Annotated in this window: 16 protein-coding genes and 1 pseudogene; 11 read left to right on the top strand and 6 right to left on the bottom strand. The window is 46.9% G+C overall.

The window, feature by feature from the left end; genetic code table 11:
* Nucleotides 1-71: 71 nt before the first annotated feature.
* From IRE19_RS09445 to IRE19_RS09435, 3 genes are all read right to left on the bottom strand, one after another.
* A complete protein-coding gene (locus tag IRE19_RS09445) occupies nucleotides 72-1,427 on the bottom strand; it encodes a hypothetical protein (RefSeq protein WP_203340194.1) in 1,356 nt (451 codons plus the stop codon).
* 206 nt (nucleotides 1,428-1,633) lie between these two features.
* The gene (locus tag IRE19_RS09440) at nucleotides 1,634-2,509 is read right to left on the bottom strand and encodes a hydroxymethylglutaryl-CoA lyase (RefSeq protein WP_203340193.1); all 876 of its coding nucleotides are present in this window, start codon (nucleotides 2,507-2,509) and stop codon (nucleotides 1,634-1,636) included.
* Nucleotides 2,506-3,177 (bottom strand): GntR family transcriptional regulator, encoded by a 672-nt coding sequence (locus IRE19_RS09435; RefSeq protein ID WP_203340192.1) that lies wholly within the window; start codon nucleotides 3,175-3,177, stop codon nucleotides 2,506-2,508. The genes IRE19_RS09440 and IRE19_RS09435 overlap by 4 nt, the downstream gene beginning before the upstream one ends.
* Before the next feature lie 273 nt (nucleotides 3,178-3,450).
* Here IRE19_RS09435 and IRE19_RS09430 point away from each other — a divergent pair, with 273 nt between their 5' ends.
* From IRE19_RS09430 to IRE19_RS09400, 7 genes are all read left to right on the top strand, one after another.
* Nucleotides 3,451-4,704 (top strand): CaiB/BaiF CoA transferase family protein, encoded by a 1,254-nt coding sequence (locus IRE19_RS09430; protein ID WP_432419932.1) that lies wholly within the window; start codon nucleotides 3,451-3,453, stop codon nucleotides 4,702-4,704.
* A 19-nt stretch (nucleotides 4,705-4,723) separates the two neighbouring features.
* Nucleotides 4,724-6,142, top strand: coding sequence for a 3-isopropylmalate dehydratase large subunit (leuC, locus tag IRE19_RS09425; RefSeq protein WP_203340191.1), 1,419 nt, complete (start codon nucleotides 4,724-4,726; stop codon nucleotides 6,140-6,142).
* Nucleotides 6,143-6,144: 2 nt separating this feature from the next.
* Complete coding sequence (gene leuD, locus IRE19_RS09420; protein ID WP_203340190.1) at nucleotides 6,145-6,747, top strand: 3-isopropylmalate dehydratase small subunit; 603 nt, start codon at nucleotides 6,145-6,147, stop codon at nucleotides 6,745-6,747.
* 62 nt (nucleotides 6,748-6,809) lie between these two features.
* Nucleotides 6,810-7,070 carry a hypothetical protein gene (locus IRE19_RS09415; RefSeq protein WP_203340189.1) on the top strand — a complete coding sequence of 87 codons (261 nt, stop codon included), beginning with the start codon at nucleotides 6,810-6,812 and terminating at the stop codon, nucleotides 7,068-7,070.
* The gene (locus IRE19_RS09410) at nucleotides 7,063-8,565 is read left to right on the top strand and encodes a sodium:solute symporter family protein (protein WP_203340188.1); all 1,503 of its coding nucleotides are present in this window, start codon (nucleotides 7,063-7,065) and stop codon (nucleotides 8,563-8,565) included. The genes IRE19_RS09415 and IRE19_RS09410 overlap by 8 nt, the downstream gene beginning before the upstream one ends.
* A gap of 46 nt (nucleotides 8,566-8,611) precedes the next feature.
* The gene (locus tag IRE19_RS09405) at nucleotides 8,612-9,859 is read left to right on the top strand and encodes an MFS transporter (RefSeq protein ID WP_203340187.1); all 1,248 of its coding nucleotides are present in this window, start codon (nucleotides 8,612-8,614) and stop codon (nucleotides 9,857-9,859) included.
* Nucleotides 9,860-9,895: 36 nt separating this feature from the next.
* The gene (locus IRE19_RS09400; protein ID WP_203340186.1) at nucleotides 9,896-10,498 is read left to right on the top strand and encodes a flavin reductase family protein; all 603 of its coding nucleotides are present in this window, start codon (nucleotides 9,896-9,898) and stop codon (nucleotides 10,496-10,498) included.
* Nucleotides 10,499-10,681: 183 nt separating this feature from the next.
* Here the strand turns inward: IRE19_RS09400 and IRE19_RS09395 are convergent, their stop codons facing one another.
* Nucleotides 10,682-11,077 (bottom strand): RidA family protein, encoded by a 396-nt coding sequence (locus IRE19_RS09395; RefSeq protein WP_203340185.1) that lies wholly within the window; start codon nucleotides 11,075-11,077, stop codon nucleotides 10,682-10,684.
* 24 nt (nucleotides 11,078-11,101) lie between these two features.
* Entirely contained in the window at nucleotides 11,102-12,055 is a 954-nt protein-coding gene (locus IRE19_RS09390; protein ID WP_203340184.1) for a carbon-nitrogen hydrolase family protein, read from the bottom strand.
* A 101-nt stretch (nucleotides 12,056-12,156) separates the two neighbouring features.
* Between IRE19_RS09390 and IRE19_RS09385 the strand changes: the two genes are divergently transcribed.
* Nucleotides 12,157-13,149: a 2-hydroxyacid dehydrogenase gene (locus tag IRE19_RS09385; protein WP_203340183.1), complete on the top strand. Its 993-nt coding sequence runs from the start codon at nucleotides 12,157-12,159 to the stop codon at nucleotides 13,147-13,149.
* A gap of 55 nt (nucleotides 13,150-13,204) precedes the next feature.
* On the opposite strand, the gene IRE19_RS09380 is transcribed toward IRE19_RS09385, so the two are convergent.
* Entirely contained in the window at nucleotides 13,205-13,582 is a 378-nt protein-coding gene (locus IRE19_RS09380; RefSeq protein ID WP_203340182.1) for a hypothetical protein, read from the bottom strand.
* Between the two features lie 201 nt (nucleotides 13,583-13,783).
* On the opposite strand from IRE19_RS09380, the gene IRE19_RS09375 reads away from it, so the two are divergent.
* The 3 genes and pseudogenes from IRE19_RS09375 to IRE19_RS09365 all read left to right on the top strand — a co-directional run bounded on the left by IRE19_RS09375 (nucleotide 13,784) and on the right by IRE19_RS09365 (nucleotide 18,697).
* Nucleotides 13,784-14,188 carry a (deoxy)nucleoside triphosphate pyrophosphohydrolase gene (locus tag IRE19_RS09375; RefSeq protein ID WP_203340181.1) on the top strand — a complete coding sequence of 135 codons (405 nt, stop codon included), beginning with the start codon at nucleotides 13,784-13,786 and terminating at the stop codon, nucleotides 14,186-14,188.
* A gap of 33 nt (nucleotides 14,189-14,221) precedes the next feature.
* A pseudogene (locus IRE19_RS09370) lies at nucleotides 14,222-17,116 on the top strand (DEAD/DEAH box helicase).
* 729 nt (nucleotides 17,117-17,845) lie between these two features.
* Entirely contained in the window at nucleotides 17,846-18,697 is an 852-nt protein-coding gene (locus tag IRE19_RS09365) for an IclR family transcriptional regulator (RefSeq protein WP_203340180.1), read from the top strand.
* Nucleotides 18,698-18,746 lie beyond the last annotated feature (49 nt).

Below are 18,746 nucleotides of genomic sequence, written 5' to 3'. Positions count from 1 at the left end.
ACAGAAAAAGCACAGCCGAAACAGGTTTTACTCCTGTCTTGGCTGTGCTTTTTGATTTGTTTCAGCTTCATTTAAAGAATGGTATACAACAAGGAAATCACTGCATACGAAACCAGCCAGATCAGCAAGGCGAATGTGAAATTCATTTTATAGGCGATATAGACGGATGACTTTCTGCTGATGGCGGCGAGCAGCAGGTTCAACCCCGAAAACGGTGAGGTCATAATGGCCAGCATCCAGCTGGCGAACAAGCCGACACCCAAATACAGATGGTCTTCCGCAAATAGCGGGGAGTTGCTCAAGGTGATGGCCAGGATGGTAGCGGTAATGATGGGATGAATGCCAATCCACGACGGAATGGCCATCAGCACTGCCAGGACCGGGAGCAGCAGCAGGACATGGGTGATGTTCAAGCTCTCGAGAAGGTAACGGATCCAATCATCGGCTCCGTTGTTTAGAAGCGCCGTACCAAATGCGCCAGCCATGATGAAAATCGATAATTCATTGCCCATTGAAGCGATTTTTCCAGTCGCATAGCCTTGCAGGTTTTCAACCAGCTCCCGCGGCGTGCCCAGCAACAATGACCATACGAAAGAGACCGCAATCGCCCCTAAAGGAACAATCGTCAATACCGACAACTCGGTCAAATTTTCAATGACGAGAATCATCGCAGTGACCGCCAGCAGGATTAACGCGAGTTCAAATACTTTTCTTTTAGCAAGCTTCAATGGGACCGTGCTCTTTATGGAAGAAGCTTCTGGGATGGGTCGGCTTTTTCGCCGTTCATTCCAAAAACCGATGGCCATCATCATTACGGTGATGGCAAGGCCGATCGGGAAAAGCTGCAGCCAGCTGACCTCAAAATAGGAAAGCACCAATGCCATGGAAATGAAATACGGCGACCACATGAATGCCATGACGAATCCTCTGCTCATCGCTTTCAGACGGACTTCGTCAAATGGTTTGAAGGAAGGTGTATCAGTTAGGTCGTAGAGGATGGGCAAAGTTCCGACGTTCATGACGGCGCCGATGCTGCCGGCAGCCACGGTTGAGAACAAGTACAGATGATGCGTTTTTTTGATGTAATGAGCAAAAATGACTTCTATGTATTTCAGGTACTGACCTTGCTGGATGGGAACGGACAGCAAAGGGACGAAAATGAAAATCGCCAGCAAGTTGATGTTGGTCTGAAGCGCCATGAAAAATTCCCGGATGCCTGCTGCGCTTGGATCCAACAATAATCCGACAGCAAACAGCACCGAAATCAGGATTTTAGGCATTCGCGGCAGTGTCGGGAAATAGGAAACGAGTACGGCCAGCGCAAACAGGCTGATCAAAAAAGGTGCATAAGGAATGGAAACAAAGAATGACAGCAAGTAGATGCCTCCCATAAGCAAGGTGCTGAGAGGGCGGATGGCCGGTTTCATAGAGAGGACTCCTTTGCGAGATAGTGTAGTATGTTTTTCTTCAGTTTGACAGAAAAATTCCAGGGCGTCTTGGGAAATGCATCGATTTCAGCAGCCGAGCTAAGTGTTTTTCTGAATGCCCATTGTTTCCGTCGCATGACATAAGAGAAAGCCGAAATCTGAGAAAAACAGATTTCGGCTTTCTTGTGTTTTGGAAGAGACGGAGTTTACAGCTTCATCAGCATGCCATCCAATGGGCGTTCCATTTGAACCTGCATCCACTCGGCGGTTTCAACGAGCTTCTGAAGGTCGGTGCCGGTTTCTGCTCCCATACCTTCAAACATATTGACCATGTCTTCCGTACAGACATTGCCGACAGCTTTTGGCGCGAACGGGCAGCCGCCAAGGCCGGCGATTGACGAATCGAAACGGCGGACACCGGCCTGGTAACCCGCCAGCACATTGGCAAGTCCGAGGCCTCTGGTGTTATGAAAATGAAGGCCCAGTTTGATGTCGCTGCCGAATTGGCCTTGGAACTGCTGGACCAGATTTTTGACTTGCAAAGGATTGGCCAATCCGGTCGTATCGGCCAAGGTGATTTCAGTGGCGCCGGCGCGGGCGAAGCGTTCGGCAATTTCCATTACGCGGCTGGCGGGTACGTCTCCTGAAAACGGACAGCCGAAGCTGGTGCCAAGTACCGCGGCCACATTTTTCTGGGCGCCGGTGGCTTCTTCGATTACCTTGAGTAATTCCGTTACGTTTTGGTCCACTGTTTTTCTGGCGTTTTTGAGGTTAAAGGCATCGCTGGTTGCTGTAACAATGTGATAGCTACCGACTGCGGTTTCGAGCGCCCGTTTCAAACCCGAATAGCTGAGAATCAGTCCGGCATATGAAACGCCGTCGATTTTCGGGACTCGCTTCATCACTTCTTCAGCATCTGCCATCTGCGGCACCACTTTGGGATTGACGAAAGAAACGGCTTCAATTTTTCGGATGCCGGCGTCGATCAGCCGAGTGATCATTTCAACTTTCTGGTCGGTGCTTACCTGTTTTTTTTCATTTTGCAGCCCATCACGGGGGCCGACTTCACAGATTTCAATCATTGCGCTTCTCCTTTCCATAATTCGATTTGCGGGTTGTTCAATTGAATCAGCACATCATCGCGACCCTGGTATATGTGTTCTTGCATCGCAATCTTTGCACGTTCAGGTTCTTGGTTTTCAATCGCGTTCAAGATGGTTTTGTGGACTTCGAGAGAACGGAGCAGCTGCCGTTCGTTATACCAATAGAATGAACGGAAGACGAGTGGAACCACGACCACCTTCGAAATCAGCAATCGCAGATGTTCATTTTTGGCTGCTTTGAAAATCTCTTCGTGAAATTCCTGGTTGGTCTGCTGAATATGTTTAATGGTAGCGATGTCCGATCGCTTCCACTGCGAAATCGCTTTTTCATACTCCTCATTTTTAGTGCGTATCGCTTCGACTTCTTCTTCGGTCCGGTTTAAAGCGGCTTCGCTGGTTCCGTGGCTTTCAAGCAGAGCGCGTACATTGTATATTTGCCGGATGTCGTCTGTAGAAAATTCCCTGACGATATAGCCTCTTCGTTTATAAGGCACGATCAATCCGTCCGTTTCTAATTGCTTGATTGCATCACGTATAGGCGTCCGGCTCACCTGCAACGCTTCTGCAAGCGCCTCTTCGGTCAAACGTTTACCAGGTTCATATTCTCCTATAATAATGGCGTTTTTGATGGCAGTATAGGGGTTCATAAACTAATCACCTCGCGATTATTGTATACAATAAATAAAATAGAATCAATTAAATAATTTGAAAACTTCGTATTTAAAGGTTTTATTATAAAAATAAAATGAATTCACATTTTTTGTTGACGGATTGTATACATTGTGATATTTTTTTAACAATTACTAATTGTTTGAAAATTTAATGTTCTTTTTCGGACAGAAGTCTTTTAATGCTGCCGATGATCTAAGCAAGACAATCAGGTAGGAATTGTGATTGAAAATATTTTGGGGGTGCTATAGATGATGAAAGAAAATGAAAGAACAATAGTTGGAGAAACATCGACGATGACCGAAGAAAGGGAGAGACTGCCGCTTGAAGGCGTCCGCGTGCTGGAATTGGGTACATTGCTGGCGGGGCCATTCACCGGCCGCATGCTGGGGGACTTTGGAGCGGAGATCATCAAAATCGAAGCACCCGACAAAGCGGACCCGATGAGGCAATGGGGCAAGCAGAAAGACGGGGAAGGGTTGTGGTGGCCGATCCAGTCCCGCAACAAGAAATCGGTGACCTTGAATTTGAGAACACCGGAAGGGCAGGAAATCTTTAAGGAGCTGGTCAAAGAAGCGGACATCATCATCGAGAACTTCCGTCCGGGCACCATGGAGAAGTGGAACCTTTCTTATGAACAGCTTTCAGAGATCAACCCGAAAATCATCATGACAAGAACGTCCGGCTTCGGCCAGACCGGGCCTTACAGCAAACGCGCCGGGTTCGGCAGTGTCGGCGAAGCGATGGGCGGCATCCGCCACGTCACCGGATTTCCGGACCGGGCACCTTCAAGAATCGGCGTGTCACTGGGCGATACATTGGCGGCTTTGTTTGCGACCATCGGAACACTGACGGCATTGAATGAACGCCATCATTCCGGCAAAGGCCAGATGGTCGACACGGCAATTTACGAATCGGTATTTTCCGTCATGGAAAGCACGGTGCCGGATTACCTGTTGACGGGTTATATCCGCGAGCGAATGGGCAATATTTTGCCAGGAGTCGCACCGTCCAATATCTATTTGACGCAGGAAGGCACATATATCGTCATCGGCGCCAATGCAGACGGTGTGTTCAAACGGTTGTGTGAAGCGATGGGCCGACCGGAGCTTGCTGAAGATCCACGATACCAGACGCATCACGCCAGAAGCGACCATATGACGGAACTGGACCAATTGATCGAAGAATGGACGAAAACACAGAAAACAACAGAAGTACTGGAGCTGCTTGCTGAAAAAGGCGTGCCATCAGGGTTGATTTATTCAGCTAAGGACATTGTGGAAGACCCGCAGTACGCCGCACGTGACATGATCATCAAAACCGAACATCCGGTACTTGGCGAATTCCCGATGCCGGGCATTGTGCCGAAGCTCAGCCGGACACCTGGGAAAGTGAAGCATGTGGGAGCGGAGTCGATCGGCAAGGACAATGCAGCCGTCTATGGGAAATTATTGAACTATGATGAAGAAAAACTGAAGGATCTAAAAGATAAACAAATCATTTAAACGAAAGAAGGGAGCCGCTATGGGCAAAACGCTTTATGAAAAGATCTGGGACCGCCATGTGGTGGTGGAACAGGAAGCGCAGCCGGACATCATTTACATCGATCTTCATTTGATCCATGAAGTCACGTCACCTCAAGCTTTCGACGGATTAAGGCTGGCAAAGCGCAAAGTCCGCAGACCCGACCGGACATTGGCGACGATGGACCATGCCATCCCGACGACGGACCGCCACCTGCCGTTCGAAGACAAAATAGCTGAAAAGCAGGTAGAGGCATTGCGCCAAAACTGCAAGGATTTCGGCATCAAATTATTCGATCTGTTCAGCGCAAGACAAGGAATCGTCCACATCATCGCGCCGGAACTGGGCCTGACGCAACCCGGCCAGACGATTGTCTGCGGGGACAGCCATACCGCGACGCATGGGGCTTTCGGGACATTGGCGTTTGGAATCGGCACGAGCGAAGTGGAGCATGTACTGGCCACCCAGACGCTGAAGCAGTACAAATCCAAAACGATGGCTGTGAATTTCAACGGAGAACTGCCGATCGGTGTTACAGCCAAAGATTTGATCCTTGCGCTGATCGGGAAATACGGCCATGATTTTGCGACTGGCTACGTGCTGGAATACCGCGGTGAGGCGATTCGCAGACTGACGATGGAAGAACGGATGACGGTCTGCAATATGTCCATTGAAATCGGTGCACGCGCCGGGCTGATTGCGCCGGATGACACCACTTTCAACTACTTGAAAGGAAAAGAATACGTGCCGCAGGGAGCAGAATGGGAAGCGGCACTGGAAGACTGGCGCCAGCTCCGAAGCGACGAAGATGCCCTGTTTGACCGGGTGGTCGACTTTGATTGTTCCGAAATCGAGCCGCAGGTAACATGGGGCACGAATCCGGGGCTCGTTGTCAGTGTCAACGGCACAGTGCCGGGACCTTCGGACGTACCGGAAGAAAAACGGCAAATGGTTGAAAGCGCACTGGCCTATATGGATTTGAAGCCGGGAACGGCCATAACGGATATCGCCGTCAATACGGTCTTTATCGGATCCTGTACAAACGGGCGCATTCAGGATCTGCGGGAAGCAGCAAAAGTGCTCAATGGCCATCATGTGGCTCCGGGAATCCGTGCTTTGGTCGTGCCGGGTTCACAGTCGGTCAAGCAGCAGGCAGAAGACGAAGGGTTGGACAAAATCTTTACGGATGCCGGCTTTGAATGGCGGCAAGCCGGGTGCAGCATGTGCCTCGGCATGAATCCGGACATCGCGAAGCCGGGCGACCGGATCGCCTCTACATCGAACCGCAATTTTGAAGGGCGGCAAGGAAGAGATTCCAGGTCGCACCTGGTCAGTCCGTCCATGGCGGCTGCGGCTGCAGTTGAAGGCCATTTTGTCGATGTCCGCAACTGGCCGGCCAAAATCTGGGAAGGGGTGTAATCATGGAAGCATTCAAAACGCATACCGGGATTGTGGCGCCGTTGGACCGTGCGAATATCGATACGGATGCCATTATCCCGAAACAATTCCTGAAACGCATTGAAAAAAGCGGATATGGCCAGTATCTGTTCTATGACTGGCGCTATAACGACCATGAAGAAGAAAACCCGGATTTCCTCCTGAACCGGGAACCCTACCGCAAGGCAACGGTTTTGTTGACGCGGGAGAACTTTGGCTGTGGCTCGTCACGCGAGCACGCTCCGTGGGCCATTGAGGATTTCGGCTTCCGCGCCGTCATCGCGCCGTCATTTGCGGATATCTTCTATAATAACTGTTTTAAAAACGGGATTTTGCCGCTAAGGCTGCCGGCGGAAGAAGTGCAACGGCTGTTCGAAAAAGCCGCATCCATCCCGGGCTATCAACTGACGGTCAATTTGGAAGAAAACGTCTTAACTGACAGACAGGGCTTTGAACGCGGATTTGAAGTGGATGAATACCGGCGCGAGATGCTGCTGAAAGGCTTGGATGAAATCTCGTCAACGATTCAACATGAAGCGGAAATAACAGATTTCGAAACAAACCATAAAATCCATTACTCGCTGTGACAGGAGATCGCGAATAAAAACAGCACTCATTAAATCTAAGTACGCAGAAAAGGGGCTATCATATGGACCATAAATCAATCAAAGAACCGATCCGCAAAAAATGGATCTGGGTTGTTCTCGTCTTAATCGTGCTCGGCAACGTTCCATGGTATATGCCGGTCGGATCCTATGAGCCGCTGATTTTAGGGATTCCATACTGGGCGTGGATTATTGTCGGTTTTTCTCTCATCCTCTGCGCTTACTTGAGCTGGGCGACATTGAAACAATGGAACATCGTGGAGGACGAGGAAGAAGAGGAGAAGAGAGGGAAGCTAAATGAATGAACTAGTCTTTTCGGGTCTGGACGGTGTCCTGATCTTGTCTGCCTATGCCGTCATCATGCTGCTGATCGGGTATTTCTCCGGGCGCGGCGATAAGACGCTTCATGACAGCATGAGCAACTATTACCTGGCCGGCAAAAATCTCGGCTTTATCGCTTTGTTCTTCACACTTTACGCGACGCAATACAGCGGCAATACCATCATCGGCTATGCGCCAACCGCTTACCGGACCGGTTTTGCCTGGCTGCAGTCCATCACGTTCATGACCATTATCATCGGAGTGTATTTACTGTTTGCACCGAGGCTGTATGTGGTGTCAAAACGGCTGAACTTCATCACACCGGCTGACTGGATCACTTACCGCTTTAAATCAAAAGCGGTGACCATTCTCGCTGTCCTGTTGATGCTCTGGGGACTGGGCAATTACCTGCTTGAACAGCTGGTGGCAATCGGACAGGCGGCTTCAAGTCTGACCGGCGGAACCATTCCGTATCAGGTTGCCGTGATTGCTTTTGTCCTGGTCATGCTGATCTATGAATGGCTCGGCGGCATGAAGGCTGTTGCCTTCACGGATGTCATGCAGGGGCTGGTGCTGATGGTAGGAATCGTGCTGTTCCTTGTTGGAGCCGTTTACCTGGTCGGCGGAAATTTTGCGGGTGCCACACAGTTTATTGCTGAAACGGAACCCGCCAAGCTCGGCGTCCCGGATATGATGACGTCGGTCAACTGGCTGAGCATGATTCTGCTTGTCGGCTGTGGCGCTGCAATCTATCCGCATGCCGTCCAACGAATTTTCGCTGCCGAAAGTGAGCGGACGTTGAAGCGTTCGTTTTCCCGTATGGCATGGATGCCACCGATTACGACCGGGCTGGTATTCATCATCGGGATTTTAGGAATCGCGCTGATTCCGAATCTGAATGAAGCGGGATCAGAGCAGCTGGTCGGGTTGATGGCCAATGAAATCGCCGGCATCAATGGCTTCTTTTATTGGGTCATGATCATTTTCTTCGGTGCGATTGTCGCAGCGATCGTCTCTACCGCCGATTCGGTGCTGCTCAGTTTCTCATCGATTGTATCAAACGACATTTACAGTCGCTTTATCAACCCGAATGCACCGGAACGCAAAAAAGTGTTGGTCGGTAAAGTCACCGGTGTCCTGGCTGTTGGGATTCTGCTGTGGATCGCCTGGTATCCGCCGGCGACGCTGTATGAAATTTTCGTCCTGAAATTCGAGCTGCTGGTTCAGGTGTTCCCTGCATTTGTGCTCGGGTTGTATTGGAAACGGATGTCCGCATCTCCAGTGTTCTGGGGCATGCTTGTCGGGGCTGTCATTGCCGGCGTCCTTACGTGGACCGGCCATAAAACGGTATTCGGCGTCCACGGCGGCGTTATCGGTCTGGCTGCCAACTTCCTGATTGCGGTGGTCGGTTCTTACCTGGTGCCGGTGACTGTAACAGAGGAAGAAGCGGAAGACTTGAAGAAAATCGACTTGGCCTGACGGAGAGAGTTTTCTGTTGGAGACCAGTAAAAAGAGATGACTGCGCATGAATAAAACCCTTGTTCAAGATAACGCAATCGTGAATATCAACCCGTGGCGCATGCTCACTTGGCTGCTGATTGCCCAGATCATGGTGGCATTTGTCGGCCGAAGCCTTGCGCCCTTGGGTGTGCTGATCGGGGACGATTTGACGCTGACCAAAGCGCAGATCGGCATGCTCCCGGCAGCATTATTTCTGGGGCAGTCTTTGGTGGCGATTCCGGCCGGCTTTATGGCCGACCGGATCGGCTCAAAAAAACTGCTCTTTCTTTTGTCTTTGTGTCTGGGTCTGTCTTTCATCCTCATGACCATCACTTCGATTTATGCGGTGGTGCTGTTCCTGGTGGTGCTCGGCGGAGTTGGCTATGGGACCATGCATCCGACGTCCAATAAAGGCATCATCTACTGGTTCGCTGAAAAGCGTGGAACCGCCATGGGCATCAAGCAAATGGGTGTCACGCTTGGTTCCGCATTGGCTGCTCTCTTGATGCTCCCGGCTGCGGTGGCCTGGGGCTGGCGACCGGTGCTGTTCGGCGCCTGCACGCTGTTGATCATCACCGGCATTCTTGCGTGGAGGTTCTATCAGGACCCTCCGGCCGCGGAGAATAGCGGCACGGAAAAACCGGTCCGTTTGCTTGCTTCGATCGTTCAAATGTTCAAGGAGAAGCCGTTGGTGCTGGTCAGCCTCGCAGCGATGGGGCTGAGCGGGAGCCAGCTTATTTTGAACACCTATATTGTGCTGTTCGCCTATGAACAGCTGGGCATCAGTCTGGTGCTTGCGGGCATGCTGCTGGTCATTTCCGAAGTCAGCGGGTCGTTCGGGCGCGTTGCTTGGGGAATCATCAGCGACAGTTTATTTGCCGGCAAGCGGATCATCGTATTGGTCATCATCGCATCCTTGTCGATTCTGACTTCACTGGTCATCAGCCAGCTGCCGCATGGAACTTCGTTTTGGGTCATGGTGCCGATTACGGTGGTGTTCGGTTTCTGCATCTCCGGCTTCAACGGCATCTGGATGAATGCCGCAACGGAGTTGGTGCCGATCCAGCAGGCAGGCATCGCCAGCGGTTTCAGCCTGATGCTCGGTTCATGGGGCGTCGTCATCGGCCCGCCATTGTTCGGCTATATCGTCGATGTCACCGGCACCTTCACATTCGGCTGGCTGTTCCTGGCGCTTATGCTCGCAGCTGTCATTGTGCTGCTGCTTATGGCAATGGCCATCGTGAAAAAAGAAAAGCAGAACCGGGAAACTTGAAAGTAACGCCCACGAACTTCAAATGGAGGAATTTGCATGAATATAGACCTGAGGGAAATCGATACACAGCAAGCTTATAAATTGATGTCCGGTTCCGTTGTGCCCCGCGCCATTGCCTGGGTATCGAGCATCGATGCGGAAGGGCAACGGAACCTTGCGCCGTTCAGTTTTTTCACCGTCGCTTCCCGTAATCCGCCCATGCTGTGCATCTCGATCGGGCCGGGTGTCGGGGAAAGGGAAGGCACCGTCAAGGATACGCTGGAAAATATCCGCTCGCAAAAGCAGTACGTCATCAACATCGTCAATACCGAACTGGGCAACGAAATGCACGAAAGCGCCAAAAATTTCCCCAGTGACGTGGATGAATTCGAAGCCGCCGGTGTAACCGCAGCTGACAGCATATCGGTCGTTCCACCGCGTGTCGGGGAAGCGCCCATTTCCTTCGAACTGGAACTTGATCGCATCATCGAACTCGGCAGCGACCACCTCATTCTTGGCAGGATTGTCCATTACCACATCAAAGATGATTACTACCTCGGCAACTACAAAGTCGATCTGGAAAAGCTGAAGCCGCTCGGGCGTCTGGCCAACCGCTATAGTGAAATGCAGGGGCTGTTTAGTTTGCCGAGAGAGGAATGAAGAGGAGTGGTAGCTGTGGGAAAGCTGGAATCACTCATTAAAGCGAAGGAAATGAAAGTGCTTCTTTAAACAAATTGGTTCAGAAAAACTTCATTTGCGTAAAACAGGAAAGCCCAGTTGGAGCGGTTTATCACCGTCCAGCTGGGCTTTTTCAGGAGATTGTGGCAATAGAGAAGAATTGTCCTAAACTTTTGCCGCCCAAATCTCTATTTCAACTTTGATCTCTGGCAAGCCTAATTCCGTAAGATATCCGATCGTCATTGCAGGGTAGTCTTCGCCGAACAACTGCGACCATTCGGTATACATAAAGTCCCAATCAATCTTTTCTGTCGCCCATATGTTAACTTTGATGATGTTTTCCGCGCTGAGCTGTTCTGCCTGCAAGACTTTTTTGATGTTATCGAACGTATTGGTGAGCTGTAGATTGAAGTTCTCTGGCAGTTCTCCGGTTGATCCGGTGCCGATTTGTCCGGAGGTCACATACAGCTCTGCGTTTCTGGGGATTTTGGTGATGTGCGTATAGTTCCCGACAGGTTTAGGCATGTTCTCGGGATTTCCTCTGGTGATCTTGTTGTCCATATCCACTAGCTCACCTTCTTCATCTTATTTGTTCCATATTGAATTCGTCTGTTCCTTCTCATTCACCGTCAGCTGAAAAACATCCGGACGGGAATAATGGCCTGATACATCAAAGTCAAACTGGCTTTCAGCGATCTGATCCAGGTCGAGTTCCGCGTATAGGATCGCTTCTTCTCCGTATACCGGTTCAACGATCAGTTCGCCGAGAGGACCGGCGATGCAGCTGCCGCCACGGGACATTTCTTCGGGCAGCTTTTTGAATTCCTCGCGGGAAGTGATTTCTTCCGGATACATGGATTTTGTCGAATACTGGTTGCAGGACAGCACGAAGCAGCGGCCTTCTGCAGCCACATGGCGAACGGTCGCTGTCCAGGTGTCACGCGCATCGGCAGTGGGCATGACATAGATCTGGATCCCTTTTTCGTACATGGCGGCACGCGCCAAAGGCATGTAATTCTCCCAGCAGATCAAAGCGCCGAGGCGGCCGTACGGTGTATCAAAGACCGGCAACGTGCTGCCGTCTCCCTGGCCCCAGATCAAGCGTTCGGACCCCGTCGGTTTGAGTTTGCGGTGCTTGCCGAGCAGTTCGCCATCGGGGCCGAAAAACAGGGCGGTGCAATACAAAGTGCCCTGGCTGCCGGCTGTATCTTTTTCGATGACGCCGATGACAACATAGGCATCTGCTTGCTTCGCCGCTTTGCCGATTGTTTCTGTTTCAGAGCCTGGTACGGTGATGGAATTATCCCAATAGCGCCGGAAATCTTTACGGCCTTCCGGGGAGCGGCTGCCGACGACGGCGCCAAACGACATGCCGCGCGGATAGGCGGGAATGAACGCTTCAGGGAAAACAATGATCTTTACGCCTTGCGCTCCAGCTTCTTCGATTAACCGAACCGTCTTCAACACGCCTTTTTCCTTGTCCATGATTTCAGAGCCGGCTTGGACGACGGCTACTTTGAATTTAGTGGATTTTTTCATTGATCTCATCCTTTCATCACTTATTTCATTCTAGCATTGTTATAATATTCATGAAATTATATTAGAGAACTGGAATTCTTAATCAAATAGGAGGTACACGGATGAAACCCCAAGTTTATCTTGCGCGGCCGGTCTCAAAAGAAGTGGAAGCATATATAGGAGAGCATTGCGATTACCGGAAGTGGGAAGGGAAAGGTAAGATCCCGCAGGATGTCCTGATGGAAGAGCTAAAGGACGCGGAAGGGGTGCTCGTGCAAAATGCATCCGTGACGAATGAATTGCTGGAGCAGGCGCCGAAGTTAAAAGTCATCAGCAATTCGGCGGTCGGCTACGATTCTTTCGACCTGGAAGCCATGAAGCAGCATCGGGTGCTCGGCACGCATACACCATTCGTGCTGGATGAAACAGTGGCAGATCTGGCTTTCAGCCTGGTGCTTGCCACAGCAAGACGGGTACCGGAGCTGAACAATATCGTCAAACAAGGAAAATGGGGAAAACAAAAAGATTCCCGGCAATTCTTCGGTACCGACGTGCATCACGCGACGATGGGCATTGTCGGCATGGGCCGCATCGGGGAGAAGATTGTCAGACGGGCGAGGCTCGGTTTTGAAATGGAGGTCCTCTACAACAGCCGGACCCCGAAGCCTGAACTCGAAGAGAAGTATGGCATCGTCTACAGTGAGCTCGACTCTCTTCTGGAAAAATCCGATTTCGTCGTGCTGATTGTGCCATTGACGCCTGAAACGCATCATTTAATGGGAGAAAAACAGTTTAAAACGATGAAAGACAGCGCGATTTTGATCAATTGTGCCAGAGGGGCAGTGGTGGATGAAAAAGCCTTGATCGAAGCTTTGGAAAAAGGGGAGATTTCCGGAGCGGGACTCGACGTTTTTGAGCAGGAACCGGTCTCGCCGGACAATCCGCTCCTGCAGATGGATCAGGTCGTCGTCCTGCCGCATATCGGGTCAGCCACAGAACAGACCCGCGCTTCCATGCTGATGAAAGCGGCGGAGAACTTGGTTGCGGGCGTGACAACCGGAGTTCCTGAGAATGTCGTGAAGGAATTGCAGGGGCTCTTGGAAACGGAATCTTAACTCCATACGAAAAGGCCAAAGAACTAATCCCAGCTTCTTTGGCCTTTTTATATGCTTATGTATCCTCTGCTTCTTTTTTGGAAGCCCGTACATACTCCAACCAGAAAATCCACAGCGTCACAGCAACGGCAATCCAAAGAGAAGGGCTTGTGAGCGAAATGCTGTTTCGGGATTCTCCGCCCAGCAATGTCAAGATGGCGAGCACAATCAACGGCACCACAATCATCAGGACAGGGAAGATCATCATGTAACGTTTCTTCTTTCGCTGCGGTTTAAGGGTCACGCCGCTCAGCACCACCATAAGGGCAATGACTGCGAATGGAATCCACGGAGGTATGCCGAGAGCAGCAAGAGTTCCGGGGAAATAATCATTGACCAGAAGGATACATAAATTAACCAATAGGATGGCAACAACAAGCCAATAGATCTTCAAACTAAAAATCCTTTCGATAAAGGCATATTGGATCTGCCTTTTCTTAAGTGTAACAAAAAATATTGGCTAATACAGGTAATTGATTGACTGGAGCAAAATACAGTTTAGTTAATAATGGAAAGAAAATGATAGAATAAAGAAAATTGAGTGTTTGATTTTCAAGAATCACTTTAAATTTTGAGAAGCAGGTGAAGAGTTGTTATGAAGAAAAACATACGTGTAGTTGGAGCAGTAATTATAGATGGTGACAAAATTTTGTGTGCGCAGCGGGGAATGGAAAAAAGCTTGCCTGGCTTATGGGAATTTCCTGGTGGGAAGATCGAAGAAACTGAAACGCCTCAATCAGCACTGCAAAGAGAAATTCAAGAAGAAATGCATTGTCAGGTGGAGATTGGCGAGCAGGTGGAACATACCGTGTACGAATACGATTTTGGTATCGTCCATTTGACCACATTTTATTGCCAACTAATTGAAGGCACACCCGTGCTAACAGAACATATAGAAATTCAATGGTTGAAGGCGGATGAACTTGACCAATTGGAATGGGCGCCAGCAGACATACCGGCCATAGAGAAACTGAAAAAGACATATCAAGCTCAGAAATAAGACGGGTAGTTAAGGGAAAAGCGGGGGACGGATATGAACTTTCTGCAGAATTTAGAAGACTCTCTATACAAAGGTTTCATTGATCAAAGAAAACCAAGTGGTGAACGCTTTAAACCCACTTTGCTGATCAACAACACCAAGACAAATGAAACCGTATTGAATTCGATTATTGAGGAACTGGACAACTGCCAATCGTTTCTCTTTTCTGTAGCTTTCGTGACTGAAAGTGGCTTAGCGACTTTAAAAACACATTTATCGGACCTTGACCGAAAAGGAATCAAAGGCAGAATTTTAACGTCGACTTTTTTGAATTTCAATCAACCCAAAGTATTTAAAGAACTTATGAAAATCAATAATGTAGAAGTCCGATTATCAAGCATGAAAGGATTTCATTCAAAAGGCTATATTTTTTCGCATGAGACGCATCAAACCTTGATCGTGGGAAGTTCGAATTTAACGGCGCAAGCTTTAAAAGTGAATTATGAGTGGAACGTCAAACTGAGCTCCCATGAAAATGGCGAATTGGTTTCTCATTTCTATCAGCAGTTCGAAGAGGTGTGGGAAAACGCGCAATCGCTGACGGAACAATGGATTACCAATTATGAGCAATCCTACGTCCCTCTGGAATACCGAAAAGACTTAACCAATGTAGCTGAATTCCCGGAAGTATACACAGAAAATCCATTAGAAGAAGCCATCAACATCAAACCGAATAACATGCAAAAAGCCGCTTTGCAGGAAATACAGTCAGTGCGAGAATCAGGAAAGGACAAAGGTTTGGTTATTTCAGCGACAGGTACTGGGAAAACCTATCTCTCTGCTTTTGATGTGCGGAACTTTGCGCCAAAAAGAATGTTGTTTATTGTTCATAGAGAACAAATTCTTCAAAAAGCGAAGTCTGATTTTATTCGAATACTTGGTGGGATGGAAAAAGATTTTGGGATCTTGTCGGGCAACCTTCGCCAAACAGATGCACGTTATTTATTTGCGACAATCCAAACGATTTCAAAGGAAGAAACGCTCCAGCAATTAGACCCACAAGCGTTTGATTATATTTTGATTGATGAAGTACATAAAGCGGGAGCCAAGTCGTATCAAAAAGTCATTGAGCATTTTCAGCCAAAGTTCCTAATGGGGATGACGGCAACGCCTGAACGGACCGATGATTTTAACATCTACGAGTTATTCGATTACAATGTGGCTTATGAAATTCGCTTACAAGAAGCACTGGAAGAAGACATGCTTTGCCCATTTCATTATTTCGGGGTAACAGATGTTGAGTATGAAGAAGGTGTGATTGACGAAGCGACGGTTTTTACGAAGTTGATCACCGAAGAACGTGTGGATCACATTTTACAGAAAATCAATTATTATGGCCATTCGGGTGAAAAAGTGCGTGGCCTTATGTTTTGCAGCCGAAAAGAAGAAGCGATCAAACTTTCAGAAGAACTGAATCAGCGCGGTTTAAAAACCGTTGCCTTGACTGGCCAACACTCTCAGGAAGAACGCGTTCTGCAAGTGGACCGATTGGAAAATGGCGTCATCGACTATATTTTAACTGTGGATATTTTCAATGAAGGAATCGATATTCCAAGCGTCAATCAAGTGGTCATGCTGAGACAAACGCAATCGAGCATTATTTTTATCCAACAGCTTGGGCGTGGACTTCGAAAGCATGGATCTAAAGAGTTTGTGACAATCATCGATTTTATCGGAAACTACAAAAATAATTACCTCATTCCCGTTGCGTTGTCTGGGGAACGTTCGCAGAACAAAGACAATATCCGCCGTCGAATGAAAGACACGAGTTACATCAAAGGAATTTCCACTGTGAATTTTGAAGAAATCGCGAAAAATCGGGTCTTCTCCGCGATTAAACGAAGCAATTTAAACGATATGAAAATTCTTCGCGAAGCTTATGTAGAGTTGAAAAATAGAATCGGGCATATTCCGCAGCTCCAGGATTTTATCCATCACAATTCCATCGACCCGTTGGTGATTGTTCAAAAATACACGACCTATCACCAGTTTTTATTGAAGCTTAAAGAAATTGATCCGATAGTAACTGGCTATGAAGAACAGGTGCTGACGATGCTGTCATTGGAAATTCTGAACGGCAAACGGCTGCATGAAATCCTGTTGCTCGAACTATTGCTGGAAAACAAACAAGTCACGATGGAAGTCTATAGACAATACATAAGTTCTCATAACTGCTCTACCGATCCAGACACCTTGGCATCGGTGCAACGGGTTATGGACTTAAGCTTTTTCAATCAAGGGCCTCGAAAAAAGTATGGCAATAAACCACTTGTGGTCTTCGGAGCGGCAGGTATCCAATTGAATGAAGAAATTTAAGAAAGTCTTGAACGGAATTCAAACTTCAAAGCGATGCTGAGCGATATCGTTATGAGCGCGAAAGAGTTAAGCAAAAGCTATAGATGCGATCAAGCTTTGACGCTCTATAAAAAATATACGCGCAAAGATGCATGCCGTTTATTGAATTGGACAAGCGATGAAAGCTCTACAATCTATGGATACAAAACGAAGCATGGCAACTGCCCGATTTTTGTTACGTACCATAAAGATGATGAAGTCGAATCGAGCGTAGCTTATACAGAGGGGTTTGTCAGTCCTGAAATTTTTAAATGGTCGACACGGAGTAACCGTACTTTAGCGTCTGCAGAAGTAAAAACCATCATAGACGCCACAGAAAATAACATTGACCTTCATCTATTCATCAAAAAAGACGACGATGAAGGTGGCGATTTTTATTATTTAGGACAGGCGCTTCCAGATAAAGAAAGTGTGGAGCAAGCGTTGATGAAAGATAAGAATTTAAGAGACATCCCGGTTGTTCATATGCATTTGGCTTTGGAAAATACGGTAGAACCGAAGCTATACCATTATATTTCTAGTGAAGAAATTTAATTTTTTATTTTTTCTAATCAAAATACTTACATATCAGCCTGAAAAAATATCTTGCTTCCTATGCATGAGAACGATTCTCCCTTATTTGAAGAAAAGAGGTTATTAGTATTTCTTAGCTTATATTAAAAATGAAATATAAATAAACCATTTCGCAAAAGAAAAAATATTTTTTAATATTTTCATATCATTTTATATTAATAAAAACAACTTATTTTTAGAATAGATTTAAGATCGCTTCTCTTGTATTAACTTTTAAAAGAAAAAGAATTTCCTATATAAAAATTTGAATTTCATGCTAAAATTTTTCTGGTAGAAAAGTTATGAGCTTTAATAAACTTATAGCTTCTAGTAAAAAATGGATTTGATAGGTCGTTTTCTAATCTAAAGTTGAATTAGTCTTCTTTTAGAATGGCTTCTTATAGATCAGCTAAAAAATAGTTTTTCTTAAACACTTATAAGGAATTTCTTTGGGAAATTTAAATGAGTGCATTAAAAACCTTGTCTAATGATAAGGTTTTTATTTTTTTAGAAAACTATTTTAACTATTTATAAAAAGTAATAAAAAGATATTATTATTTCTAATAATTGAAGTAGTTAAAAAAATTATCGAAATACATTGACAATTCTAAAAAGTTAAAATAATATGTAATTCATTAACACATAGTGTAATTGGATTTCAATATGTGATACAGAGTTCCATATAAGCGTTTTAGAAGGAGTTGTAATGAAATGGAAACTGAGAAAATGGAAGTGGATGTCAGAAGCATTTTAATGAATGGTGAATCTACTGATGAAACGTCCATGAAGAAAACAAGTAGCGATGTTCGTGATACTTCTATTAACCAATCGGTCGAAAAGGCGATTTCGATTCTGAATTTGTATTCGGCAAAAGAGCTCCAATTCACAGTGAACGAGATATCTGAGTTAGCGAAGATTAATAAAGCTACTGTAATCCGTTTATGTAATACGCTAGAAAAAGCAGGATTTATCGAAAGATTCCATGACTCGAGAGCATCATACTATCGTTTAGGAATCGGTTTAGGAAGACTGGGGAATATCGTAATCCAATCTCTAGATCTTACCAGTCGAGCAAAGCCTTATTTAAAGAAATTGACAGATTTGACAGGTGACAATTCCTATTTGTTCATCGAAAAAAATAATATGGCACAATGTATCGATATTATGAAAGGGCCAAGAATGTACGATGAATCATCAGTAGAGCTTGGAGATACCTTACAGCTCAATCAGGGTGGCGCGCCCATGGCAATATTTGCTCATTTAAGTGCTTTGAAAAAAGAAAAATTATTGACTAAATTAAATTTGGAGGAAGAAGAAAAACTAATCGGACAGTTAGAAGTTATTAGAAAAAATGGCTACTCTTTGAGCCAAGGAGATATTTTACCGCATATAGCTGCTGTTGGTGCACCAATCATTGATTTTAGAGGGAATGTAATTGGAGCTCTTAGTCAAGGTGGTTTAGCTAGAGAATATGTTGATGAACGATTATCAGAAACTATAAAGATTGTTAAAGAAGCAGCCAGGGAACTGTCTAGGGAATTTGGTTGGGAAGAGGAAATATAAAGTATTTTTAATTTTAAATTAAAATGAAAGCGCTTTAAAATCGGAAAAA

Origin of the sequence: Planococcus beijingensis (genome assembly GCF_016820615.1) — a bacterium.
GTDB lineage: Bacteria > Bacillota > Bacilli > Bacillales_A > Planococcaceae > Planococcus > Planococcus notacanthi.
Note: the sequence above shows the minus strand (reverse complement) of the source record. Positions and strands in the feature narration are given on the sequence as shown.